Below are 12,810 nucleotides of genomic sequence, written 5' to 3' on the forward strand. Positions count from 1 at the left end.
ATGGATATCGTTTCAACATTATCAATCGTTGTTTCATCAGCATTAATTTATGCAGCTCCACTTATATTTACAGCCTTAGGTGGTACTTTTTCAGAACGTGGCGGAATCGTTAACGTTGGACTAGAAGGAATCATGGTGATGGGGGCTTTTTCATCAATCGTGTTTAACCTTTCATTTGCAGAACAATTTGGCGATGCAACGCCGTGGCTTGGGTTACTTGTTGGTGGCGGAATTGGTATTCTTTTTTCACTAATTCATGCAGTTGCAACCGTTAATTTAAGAGCGAATCATATTGTTTCAGGTACGGTTATCAACATGTTAGCCCCTGCGTTGGCTGTCTTTTTAACACGTGTCTTATTTGATGGACGTGGTCAAACGGATATTATTCAATTTAACTTTGGTAAAAGCAGTATTCCACTATTGAAAGACATTCCAGTGATTGGGAAAATTTTCTTTACAAATACCTCAGCAATGGCATTTGTAGCGATTATTGTAGCAATTTTATCGTGGATTTTACTTTACAAGACAAGATTTGGTTTACGTTTACGTTCTGTTGGGGAGCATCCTCAAGCAGCAGATACATTAGGAATTAATGTTTACGTGATGCGCTATGCAGGTGTGATGATTTCTGGTTTATTAGGCGGAATTGGTGGAGCCATCGCTGCTCAATCTATTTCACTAAACTTCTCTCATTCAACGATTGCAGGACAAGGATTTATCGCGCTAGCAGCGATGATTTTCGGAAAATGGAATCCACTTGGAGCCATGGGAGCAGCAATATTCTTTGGATTTGCGCAAAGCTTAAGCGTAATTGGAAGTTACATTCCATTAATCAAGGATGTTCCACCTGTGGTACTTCAAACAGCACCTTACATCCTAACGATTATTGTTTTAGTAGGTGTGATTGGGAAATCAGAAGCTCCAGCAGCAGATGGTGAAACATACATTAAATCGAAATAAAAGCAAAAACACTCTAAGCAATTGTTTAGAGTGTTTTTTTCATGTTAAGATTTTCTTTGAATGGTGGCATTATGATTGTATTCTTGCTGCAATTCACTTATCATAGATAGATGAAGTTCAGTTCCAATGAGGAGGAAATAAAGAATGTCGATTCAATTACAAGAAGGCGTGAATATTCATGTTTTACCTACTAAAAAATACAAGACGATCCGCATCGTTTTAAAATTTAGAACGCCTTTAGATAAAAAAAATATTACTAAACGAGCTCTATTATCAAGTTTACTTGAAACCAATAGTAAAAAATACAATTCCCAAACCAAGTTAAGAAGTGAATTGGCGAATCTTTACGGTGCAAGTTTTGGCTTATCTGTAACTAAAAAAGGCACCATGCATATGTTAACGGTAGGAATGACTGTTGTAAATGAAAAATATCTTTCTGCTAATGAGAATGTCTTACAAGATGGCATTGATTTCCTAAAAGAAATTTTGTTTCATCCGAATGTAACAGATGGAAAATTTGATGAGGAAACCTTTAATCGTGAAAAAGAAAATTTAGCCGATTATTACGAGTCGATTTTTGATGACAAACAAGCGTATGCAAGTTTATCTTTACAACGTTTGTATTTTGAAGATGAAAACCAAAAAACACCAAGTATTGGAACTTTAGAAGATTTAAACGACATTACGGCCGCTTCTTTATATGAGTATTATCAAGAATTATTAGCAGAAGATTGTGTTGATATTTATGTCTTAGGAGATGTTGAGGAAAGCGAAATGACAGAAGCATTCCGAGCGTTCCCGTTTAAAGCACGTCAAGTACCAAGGGAGTCCATTTTTTACACAGCTACTACGCACAACAAATTAATTGAAGAAATTGAGCAACAAGAAGTAACGCAAGCTAAGTTTAATTTAGCCTATGAAACGAATGTCTTTTATCAGGATAAGAACTATTTTGCAGCCCAGATTTTTAATGGGTTATTTGGCGGATTTCCTCACTCTAAATTATTTATGAATGTCCGTGAAAAGGAAAGTTTGGCTTATTATGCTTCTAGTACTCTAGATACCTTTAGAGGCATGATGACTGTTCAAACGGGAATCGACAGCACAAAAGTTGAACAGGTGAGAGAAATCATTCAATTGCAATTAATTGAAATGCAAAATGGGAATTTTTCAGATGAAGCAATCGATCAAACCAAAGAAATGCTAAAAAACCAAGTTTTACAATCGGAAGACAATCCAGGAGCGGTTATGGAAAAAATGTATACTCAACAATTAGTTGGATCGACGTTAACAACCGCAGAGTTTGAGCAAAAAATTAATGAAGTCACAAAAGAAGAGATCATTAAAATTGCCAATCAGGTTTATTTAAAAGCAACATTCTTCTTAACAGGGGAGGAAAATAAGTAATGGAAAAAAAACATTATGCACAATTAGATGAAACACTTTACACCGAAACCTTAGATAATGGATTGAAAGTAACGCTATTACCTAAAAATGATTTTCATAAAACCTATAGTTTATTTACAACTAATTATGGGTCAATCGACAACAGTTTTATTCCATTAGGAAAATCTGAAAAAGTAACAGTACCGGATGGGATTGCTCATTTCTTAGAGCATAAAATGTTTGAAAAAGAAGAGGGAGATATTTTTCATGTCTTTGGTAAATATGGAGCTTCTGCAAATGCATTTACCAGTTTTACTAGAACAAGTTATCTTTTTTCAAGTACCAATTACGTTTTAGAAAATGTGGCGACGCTTCTCGACTTTGTTCAAGAACCGTATTTCACAAAAGAGACTGTCGATAAGGAAAAAGGCATTATCGCGCAAGAAATTCAAATGTATGATGATGAACCAGATTGGCGCTTATTTTTTGGAATCGTAGGCAATATGTATCCGCATCATCCAATCCATATTGACATTGCAGGAACAGTAGAGAGCATCATGGAAATTACAGCAGAAGATTTGTATGAGAGCTACCATACTTTTTATCACCCTAGCAATATGAATTTATTAGTAGTTGGTAAAATGGACCCAGCCGAGATGATGGACTGGATTCGTCAAAATCAAGCTAAAAAAGAGTTTGCACCAAAACAAGAAATCCAACGCTTTTTCCCTACTGAAAAAGTGAGTGATATCAAAGCATTCGATTCAATTGAAATGCCTGTTAATCGTGCAAAAAGTATTGTTGGTGTTAAAGGAATCGAGCCAGCTCCAACAGGAAGAGAAGCGTTAGTTTTAAAAACTACAATGAACTTGCTATTAACTTTGTTATTTGGACCAACTTCAACTAATTACTTGCAGTTATATGACGCAGGGATTGTTGACGACAGTTTTTCTTATGAATTTAACCTCGATCGTACTTTCCATTTTGTTGATATTGGTGGCGATGCAAAAGATCCATCGGCTTTAAGCGATGCAGTTAAAAAGATTCTAGAAACAGCCCCTCATAGCCCAGAGTTAACATCAGAAAATTTGACGATGATTAAAAAAAGAATGGTAGGCAAAAGCTTACAATCTTTAAATTCAATTGAATATATTGCGAACCAATACAGTCAAGAATCATATGGAGAAGCGAGCTTATTTGATTTAGTCCCAGTCATTGAAAGCATCACACTTTCTCAAGTAAAAGAGTTGGCAACGCAATTTATGGTACCAGAAAGAATGAGTGTCTTTCATATTTTGCCAAAAGAGGCAAAAGAGTCATGAAATTTGCATTGGTAATGGGGGCTAGTGGAGATATCGGCAAAGCCATTGCAGCAGATTTAGCATCTGACGGATGGTCCCTTTATTTACATGGCTTTAAAAATCAACTTAGCTTAGATGAGCAATTAGAGAGTTATCAAAATCAATTTCCAAAACAAGATTTCTTTAAATTAACCTTAGATATGACGGATGAAAAAGGAGTTGCCACTTTTTTAGAGGCTCTTTTTCAAGTAGATGCAGTTATTTTTTCAAGTGGCTTTACAAGTTATCAGTTACTGACAGAAGTATCAGCGATAGAAATGGAAAAAATGTGGCAAGTTCATCTTAAAACACCACTCCTTCTATTGCAAAAATTGCAACCTAAACTAGCGAAATCGACATTAGGTAGAATTATTTTTATCAGCTCGGTTTATGGCGAAGTTGGAAGTGCAATGGAAGTCTTGTATTCCACGCTAAAAGGGGCTCAATTAGCATTTGTAAAAGCCTACAGTAAGGAAGTTGCAAGTCTTGGCATCACAGTCAACGCCATAGCTCCAGGTGCAATTCAAACGAAAATGAATAGCGAGTTTAGTGAAACAGAAGTGACAGAATTGGTTCAAGAAATTCCAGTTGGTCGTTTAGGACAGCCAAATGACATTAGTTTTTGGGTAAAACAACTTTTAAAAGAAGAGAGCAGTTACATGACAGGACAAGCATTAACAATCAGTGGTGGTTGGTTAAAGTAAAGAAAAAATTAATATTCTGACTCCATTATTTATGTTATAATATGTAAGATATGAGAATTTTAGTTCTCTAAAAAAGAGATCTGGTAGGTGGAAATATAATGAATGAAATTGGCGTGAAATTGCAAGAAGCTAGAAAAGCAAAAGGGTATACGCTTGACGATTTACAACAAATGACTAAAATTCAAAAGCGTTATTTGATTGCGATTGAAGAGGGAAACTTTGATGTGATGCCTGGAAAATTCTATGCTCGCGCTTTTATTAAGCAATATGCTGATACCGTGGGTTTAAATGGGGATCAATTGCTAGAAGAGTATACGGAAGATGTTCCACAAACACATGATGAAGAATATGTTGAGAAAGTTTCGACTAGTCAAACCCGTTCAGAAAACCATGTTGCAAATATCTGGTTGGAAAAAATTCAAGCGATTTTACCAACGATTATTATTGTCGCAATTGTTTTAGCGATTACTGGAGCTATTTGGTTTGCTGCAACGAAGAGTGGCAACAAAGAAAAAGAACCAATGATTTCAAAAGATTCAGAAAGTGTTTCAATTACTAGTTCAGCTGAAGAACCAAGCAGTAGTAAAAAAGAAAGTAGTTCTGAAGCAGAATCCTCAAAAGAACCAGAAAAACCAAAACAAGAGGTAGCGATTGCTTCTTCAACAGGAAGCAATACAACGTACACTGTTAAAAATATGACGGAACCTGGTTCATTAGTTCTTACAGCACAAGGTGGGGCAAGCTGGGTCGGTGTTACAATTGCTGGCGTTCAAGTTGATCAAAAAACCATGCAAAGTGGTGAAAACTTAGAAGTTCCAATTCCAGCAGGTACAACTGCAGTCACAATCGTAGTTGGAAATGCAAAAGCAACGAAAATTACGTTGAATGGAACGGATATTCCTTACGCTCCAGAAGCAGCCAATTCAGTGACACAAAATATTCAATTACAACTAACTCCCGCTTCATAATAGAGTAGTTCGATAATAGTGTCATCTATCTAATAGATGGCGCTATTATTTTTTTTGAGAATAAAAATAAAAGGAGGAGTTTGATGGACAGCTTAGTTTTATTTATTTTGATGGTTGCTGGAGTTTTACTATCTGCGATTGTCAGCAAATACATTCCTCAAATCCCATTAGCACTTATTCAAATTATGATTGGCTTGCTATTAGCTATTGTACCAATTGAACAGACCACGATTCATTTTGAACCTGAATTATTTATGATTGGTATTATTGCGCCGCTAGTTTTTTATGAGGGACAAAACATTTCACGTAAAGAATTATGGAAGCTAAGAGGACCCATTTTACTTTTAGCTTTTGGGTTAGTTTTACTCTTAGTAGTGGCAGGAGGCTTTTTGATTCATTGGCTAATACCTGACTTGCCGCTACCTGTTTCATTTGCGTTATCGGCAATTGTTTCACCAACGGATACAGTAGCGTTGAAATCAATTGTAAAAAATATTAAATTGCCAGATAATATTATGGCTGTTTTAGAAGGCGAGTCTTTGATTAATGATGCTGCTGGTTTGGTGTCCTTTAAAGTTGCTTTAGGCGTAGTAATGACAGGTTATTTTTCAGTGAAAGAAGCTAGCTTTGAATTTCTAATTGCTGCTTTTGGGGGAATCATTTTCGGGGGGATTGTCGGTTTTCTATTTGTTAAATTACGTCTTCAATTACGAAAAATGAGATTGGAGCAAACCGAGTTATTGGTGTTAATTCAATTAATTACACCGTTTACTATTTTTATTGCTGCAGAGCGTCTTGAATTTTCAGGTGTATTAGCAATGGTAGCTGCCGGAGTCGTTCATGGCGTAGAGCATGACCACCTGCAAGCAACCACAACTAAAATCCAGATGGTTTCTAATAATGTTTGGGGAACCGTAGTCTATTTTCTGAATAGTTTGGTATTTTTATTGTTAGGCGCTACATTGCCTTCAGTTGTGGCTAAAATCTGGAGTAAGGAAAATTTTTTAGTGGAAGAGTTACTAGGTTTAGCATTAATCATTTCACTATTTCTAATGGCCGTTCGTTTTATTTGGGTCTATTTACTGCATGAACATTTTGTCGAACCTAATGCGATGAAATTTGAAGATTATTTCAAATCTTTTGTATTGGGTGCTGAAAAGAAACAAGTAGATCAAATCAGCCGAGGAAAATATGCGTTAATCACAACTTTAGCAGGCGTTCATGGAACAATTTCGTTAGCAACGGCTCTTTCAATTCCGTTGGTTTTAACAAATGGACAAGCCTTTCCGTTACGCAATGAATTGCTATTTATTACAGCAATGATTATTCTAATTAGTATAGTCAGTGCTACGATTTTCTTGCCACTTATTTTACCAAAAGAAGAATTACCAGAAGTAAGCACGAATTTCTTAGATTTTAAAACAGCATATGCGCTACTTTTAAAACAAACAAGCCAACAATTAGAAGCAAAGCGAACAACGTCAAATCAATATTATATCAATCAAACAATTGTAGAATTAACTCGCAAATTAGCAGACACTGAAGAGGTTTCGCTTCGTGAAATGGATAAAAAGCAAGTCAAACAATTATTGAATTATGCGAATACAATTCAATCCAAAACAATTGATGATTTATATAAAAATAATGTCATTTCCAAACAAACCCATGAATTATTCGCTGCCTTTAGTGCGGCTTCTAAACAGTTTGAGGAAAAGAATTTTATTAAAAAAATCTTTTTCCGATTGAAATTTAGTCTGCTGAGAAACCGGTTAAATCATATGGAAGAAAAGGAAATTAAAGAACATTTTAATTCACGATTTAAGAATAATCAGCTTATTATGGACGAATTTAAATTGGCGCAAAAAATCAGTGCGGAAGCAACAATTCAAGCTCTGCAAAATCAAATGAATACTGCTAACAGAAAAGAAACGCTACGAGTCATTCAGCGTTATAATCGCTTTATGAAACAAAGCCAAGATGATCTAGAGGAAGTTGAAGAATCAAATTACTATGCACGACTAGCATTGCAAATCCAACGAGAAATCGTTCAAAGAATGATGGATGAAAAAATGATTGACTATCCAGTTGCTAACCAAATAGGTGAACAAATCGGATACGATGAGCTGAGTGAATTGGCTCTTGGAACTGAGTGAAATACCAATAGAGATAGAATAGAATTTCATTGACGAATCGCAGTGAGTTGATTATGATTAAAGAGATTCATTTCAGAATTATCAGTTAAGAGTGGAGGAAATACTATTGAATTTACCAAATAAGTTAACCGTTCTTCGTATTTTTATGATTCCTATTTTTATGGTGATTGTTTTAGCACCGTTAAATTGGGGAGAAGTATCAGTACTAGGTTCATCGATTGAAGTAACTCAATTGGTTGGTGCTATTATTTTTGCTTTAGCAAGTATGACAGATTGGTTAGATGGAAAAATTGCCCGTGCAAGAGGTTTAGTTACAAACTTCGGGAAATTTGCTGATCCATTAGCAGATAAAATGCTTGTTGTAACAGCTTTTATCGTACTAGTTGGTCAAGGCATCGTTCCTTCTTGGGTCGTTGCAATTATCATTTGTCGTGAATTAGCAGTAACGGGTTTACGTTTATTGTTAGTTGGAGACGGTGAAGTGATGGCTGCTGCCATGCCGGGAAAAATCAAAACCGCAACACAAATGGTGGCAATTATTTTATTATTCTTAAATAATTTTCCATTTGAAGGAATGGGTTTCCCATTTGCATCGATTATGTTGTATGTCTGTTTGTTCTTTACAATCTATTCAGGCGTTGACTACTTCATTAAAAATAAAGATGTTTTTAAAGGATCTATGTAAGATTGAAAGAGGAGCTAGCGATTTGCTAAGCTTCTCTTTTTTTTTAGAATTGTGCTAAAATAAGTAAGAGAAGCAACTGAATTTAATAAAAAAATGAAAAATCAATAGAATGCAGATAGTATTGAATAAGAGGAGCGGTGGAGATGAAAGCTGAAATTATTGCAGTAGGTACCGAACTACTATTGGGACAAATCGTTAATACAAATGCAGCTTTCTTATCACAAGAATTAGCAGCATTAGGAATAAATGTTTACCATCATGTGGTGGTTGGAGATAATGCCAAGCGGCTTGAAGCTGTTTTAGAGCAAGCTGAAAAAAGAAGTGATTTGATTATTTTGACAGGTGGCCTAGGACCTACAAAAGATGATATGACAAAACAGACAGTAGCCGCTCATCTAAAGAAAAAATTGGTAATCGATCAGAATGCACTTGAAAAAATCAACGTATTTCATCAAGCAAGTAACCGTCCAATGACGGAAAACAATCGTTTACAAGCACTGGTCATTGAAGGGTCAACCGTATTAGCCAATAAAACTGGGTTAGCAGCGGGTATGTTCTTAAAAAAAGATACCGTGAATTACTTGCTGTTACCCGGTCCACCCAACGAATTGAAACCGATGTTTTTAAATGAAGCTAAGCCACTTCTACAAAAAGAAAATCCAACTGAATCCCTTATGGTTTCTAGGGTGTTGCGATTCTATGGCATTGGCGAATCACGCTTGGTTACGGTATTAGATGACTTAATTGAAGAACAAACCAACCCAACATTAGCGCCTTATGCAGGAGATTACGAAGTGACGCTTAGAATTACCGCTAATGGAGACTCTCAGTCCTGTTGTAAACTGTTATTGGATAACTTAGAAGAAAAGATTCAACTGCGGGTAGGCGAGTATTTTTATGGCTATGGCGACACGACTCGGTTAGCTGAAGTAGTGGTTGATTTGCTAAAAGAGCGTACAATTACGATAACTGCTGCTGAAAGTTTAACAGGTGGTGGATTTCAAAGTATGTTGGCAAGTATTCCAGGTGCTTCTGATATCTTTAATGGTGGCTTCGTTGCTTATCAAAATGAAATCAAAGAACAGTTATTAGGTGTTTCAGCAAAGACATTAAATGAAAAAGGTGCGGTTAGTAAAGAATGTGCGATTGAAATGGCAGAAGGTGTACAAAAATTAATGAAAACTAAAATGGCTTTGTCATTTACTGGCGTTGCAGGACCAGCTATGCTTGAAAATCAACCAGTAGGAACAGTTTGGATTGCGTTGGCACAAGAGAACCAACCTACAATTGCAATTTGCCATCATTTTGCCAGAGATCGAAATGGTAATCGAGAACAAGCAATTTTAGCAGGATTTGATTTCATTCGAAGAGTAGTGCTCTCTTTACCAATAGAAATAGAAAGTTGAAATCATTGGTATCTATGGATTTTTAATAGCTACGTAAAAATAAATCTCTTTTAACCGAATGTTTGTTCGATTTTCTCTTGCTTTTTTTAGCAAGAACTATTATTATATATCTTGTAACCGTAAAATAACTGATAATGAACTAGTAAATAATTTTTTGAAGATAGATTGAGGAGGAATTTTAATGGCAGATGATCGTAAACAAGCATTGGACGCAGCATTGAAAAAAATTGAAAAAAGTTTTGGTAAAGGTTCTGTAATGAAGCTGGGTGAAAAAGTTGATACTCAAATCTCAACAATTCCTAGTGGTTCATTAGCATTAGATGTAGCTTTAGGAGTAGGTGGGTTTCCAAAAGGACGTATTGTTGAAGTTTATGGACCTGAAAGTTCAGGTAAAACAACGGTTGCTTTACACGCCGTTGCCGAAGTTCAAAAACAAGGTGGAATCGCAGCCTTTATCGATGCTGAACATGCATTAGATCCGCAATATGCACAAAATTTAGGAGTTAATATTGATGAATTACTATTATCTCAACCCGATACAGGTGAGCAAGGGTTAGAGATTGCAGACGCTTTAGTCTCAAGTGGTGCCGTTGATATCGTGGTAATTGATTCAGTAGCAGCCTTAGTTCCTCGTGCTGAGATTGAAGGCGAAATGGGAGCTAGCCATGTTGGTTTACAAGCGCGTTTAATGTCTCAAGCTTTACGTAAATTATCTGGGTCAATTAATAAAACTAAAACAATTGCATTGTTTATCAATCAAATTCGTGAAAAAGTTGGTGTAATGTTTGGAAATCCAGAAATCACACCAGGTGGACGTGCTTTGAAATTCTACGCAACGGTTCGTTTGGAAGTGCGCCGTGCAGAACAAATTAAAAATGGTACGGATGTTGTTGGAAATAGAACAAAAATTAAAGTAGTAAAAAATAAAGTAGCTCCTCCTTTTAAAGTAGCTGAAGTTGATATTATGTATGGCGAAGGAATTTCTCAAGTTGGTGAGCTATTAGATATGGGTTCAGAAAAAGACATTGTTGATAAAAGTGGTGCTTGGTATTCATATGAAGGCGAGCGAATTGGTCAAGGTCGTGAGAATGCGAAGAAATATTTTAAAGACAATCCTGACTTAAGAGAAGAAATTGAGAAAAAAGTTCGTGCAGCATATGGAATTGGTGAAGAAGTGGAAGAAAAAGCTTCTGAAAAGAAAAATGCAAAAGAATCTAAAAAGCAAACTTCTGAAAAAAGTGAGATCGTGTTAGATTTACCTGAAATTGAAAAATAATTAATTGAAAGAGGTCAATTGCGAAAGCAATGAGACTTCTTTTTTTTCAAATAAAAAGAGAACGCTATCAATGTTAGTTTATCAAAATAACATAAAACACAGACACATAAATTCAATTAATAACGATAACTATAATTATTTAATTTGATAGATATCTGATATTTATAAAAAGGTTCAACAAATCACACTATTTAAGTTGACATGTACCCTCTCTACAATTAAAATTAGAGGTGTGTTGTATTACACTTATAAAAGATAGGGATAAAAATTTGTTAAAAACAATATTTTTACCAAAAGAAATGATAAATGACCAATTAAATACATGATACGGAGGTGGAAGAATGTTAATTATTAGTGTAGCCTTCGCTATCGTTGCTTTAGTTGTTGGTCTAATCGCAGGATATATCGTCCGCAAGTCAACTCACGAAAAGGAACTAGCAGGAGCTAGAAACACTGCAACTGGAATTTTGGAGGAAGCAAGAAGAGAAGCAGAGACCATGAAAAAAGAAGCTTTGTTGGAGGCGAAGGATGAAAATCACAGATACCGAACTGAAATTGAAACGGAGCTAAAAGAGAGAAGAAGCGACATTCTGAAACAAGAAAATCGTTTACTACAACGTGAAGAAAACCTAGACCGTAAAGATGATGGACTAGAAAAACGGGAACGTTCCCTTGAAGCCAAAGAAGAAAAACTAAGTTCAAGACAACAGCTAATTGACGATCAAGAGAAAAAAGCAACATTACTAGTTGAAGAACAACAACTTGAATTAGAAAGAGTTGCGGCTTTATCACGAGAAGAAGCTAAAAACATGATTATCAAGGAAACAGAAGAAGATCTATCCCACGAATTAGCTGTAATGGTTAAAGATTCTGAACAACGTGCTAAAGAGGAAGCAGATCGAAAAGCGAAAAATCTGATTTCATTAGCAATTCAACGTTGTGCAGCAGATCAAGTTTCTGAGACGACTGTTTCGGTAGTCACATTACCAAGTGATGAAATGAAAGGTCGAATTATTGGTCGTGAAGGTCGAAATATCAGAACCCTTGAAACCCTAACAGGAATTGATTTGATTATCGATGATACTCCTGAAGCAGTTATTTTAAGTGGATTTGATCCAATCAGACGTGAAATAGCAAGAATGACACTTGAAAAATTAATTCAAGACGGTCGAATTCATCCAGCTCGAATTGAAGAGATGGTTGAAAAATCAAGAAAAGAAATGGATGAGCGTATCCGAGAAATTGGGGAACAAGCAACCTTTGATGTTGGAGTTCATTCGTTACATCCAGATTTAATTAAGATTCTAGGTCGTTTACGCTTTAGAACAAGTTATGGTCAAAATGTTTTAAACCACTCAATTGAAGTGGCAAAATTAGCAGGTGTTTTAGCAGCAGAACTTGGAGAAGATGTTGCCTTAGCAAAACGTGCTGGTTTGCTTCATGACATTGGTAAAGCGTTAGATCACGAAATTGAAGGCTCTCATGTAGAAATTGGTGAAGAGATTGCAACGAAATACAAAGAAAATGCAACGGTTATTAATGCCATCGCTTCTCATCATGGAGATACCGAAGCCACTTCAGTTATATCGGTATTAGTTGCAGCAGCGGATGCATTATCAGCAGCTAGACCAGGAGCGAGAAGTGAATCTCTTGAAAACTATATTCGTCGTTTAGAAAAACTTGAAGGCATTTCTAATAGTTTTGAAGGCGTTGAAAGAAGTTTCGCTATTCAAGCAGGACGTGAAGTTCGGATTATGGTTCAACCCGAACAAATTGATGATCTTGGTGCCATTAGTTTAGCTCGTGATATTCGAAAACGAATTGAAGATGAACTTGATTATCCGGGACACATTAAAGTAACGGTCATTCGTGAAACAAGAGCGGTTGATTACGCAAAATAATGATTAAAAGATGGGAAAGAGTAAATATACT

At 35.8% G+C, this 12,810-nt stretch carries 10 protein-coding genes; all 10 read left to right on the forward strand.

The genetic code is table 11. The features are described from left to right. The 10 genes from BR52_RS02720 to rny all read left to right on the forward strand — a co-directional run bounded on the left by BR52_RS02720 (position 1) and on the right by rny (position 12,779). The gene (locus BR52_RS02720) at positions 1 to 960 is read left to right on the forward strand and encodes an ABC transporter permease (RefSeq protein WP_034568908.1); all 960 of its coding nucleotides are present in this window, start codon (positions 1 to 3) and stop codon (positions 958 to 960) included. 144 nt (positions 961 to 1,104) lie between these two features. Further along, positions 1,105 to 2,367, forward strand: a complete 1,263-nt coding sequence (yfmF, locus tag BR52_RS02725) for an EF-P 5-aminopentanol modification-associated protein YfmF (RefSeq protein ID WP_034568910.1) — start codon at positions 1,105 to 1,107, stop codon at positions 2,365 to 2,367. After that, entirely contained in the window at positions 2,367 to 3,668 is a 1,302-nt protein-coding gene (gene yfmH, locus BR52_RS02730) for an EF-P 5-aminopentanol modification-associated protein YfmH (protein ID WP_034568912.1), read from the forward strand. The genes yfmF and yfmH overlap by 1 nt, the downstream gene beginning before the upstream one ends. Then, entirely contained in the window at positions 3,665 to 4,390 is a 726-nt protein-coding gene (ymfI, locus tag BR52_RS02735; RefSeq protein ID WP_034568914.1) for an elongation factor P 5-aminopentanone reductase, read from the forward strand. The genes yfmH and ymfI overlap by 4 nt, the downstream gene beginning before the upstream one ends. 98 nt (positions 4,391 to 4,488) lie before the next feature. Further along, positions 4,489 to 5,358 carry a helix-turn-helix domain-containing protein gene (locus BR52_RS02740; RefSeq protein WP_034568916.1) on the forward strand — a complete coding sequence of 290 codons (870 nt, stop codon included), beginning with the start codon at positions 4,489 to 4,491 and terminating at the stop codon, positions 5,356 to 5,358. A gap of 83 nt (positions 5,359 to 5,441) precedes the next feature. Continuing rightward, positions 5,442 to 7,511, forward strand: a complete 2,070-nt coding sequence (locus BR52_RS02745; RefSeq protein WP_034568918.1) for a Na+/H+ antiporter — start codon at positions 5,442 to 5,444, stop codon at positions 7,509 to 7,511. A 106-nt stretch (positions 7,512 to 7,617) separates the two neighbouring features. Continuing rightward, positions 7,618 to 8,196: a CDP-diacylglycerol--glycerol-3-phosphate 3-phosphatidyltransferase gene (pgsA, locus tag BR52_RS02750; RefSeq protein ID WP_034568920.1), complete on the forward strand. Its 579-nt coding sequence runs from the start codon at positions 7,618 to 7,620 to the stop codon at positions 8,194 to 8,196. Positions 8,197 to 8,339: 143 nt separating this feature from the next. After that, the gene (locus BR52_RS02755; RefSeq protein WP_034568922.1) at positions 8,340 to 9,602 is read left to right on the forward strand and encodes a competence/damage-inducible protein A; all 1,263 of its coding nucleotides are present in this window, start codon (positions 8,340 to 8,342) and stop codon (positions 9,600 to 9,602) included. 181 nt (positions 9,603 to 9,783) lie between these two features. Beyond that, on the forward strand, positions 9,784 to 10,878 hold the full coding sequence (gene recA / locus BR52_RS02760; RefSeq protein WP_034568925.1) for a recombinase RecA: 1,095 nt from the start codon (positions 9,784 to 9,786) through the stop codon (positions 10,876 to 10,878). A 341-nt stretch (positions 10,879 to 11,219) separates the two neighbouring features. After that, entirely contained in the window at positions 11,220 to 12,779 is a 1,560-nt protein-coding gene (rny, locus tag BR52_RS02765) for a ribonuclease Y (protein WP_034568926.1), read from the forward strand. Positions 12,780 to 12,810: the final 31 nt, after the last annotated feature.

The sequence above is a fragment of the Carnobacterium divergens DSM 20623 genome, from assembly GCF_000744255.1.
Taxonomy (GTDB): Bacteria; Bacillota; Bacilli; order Lactobacillales; family Carnobacteriaceae; genus Carnobacterium; species Carnobacterium divergens.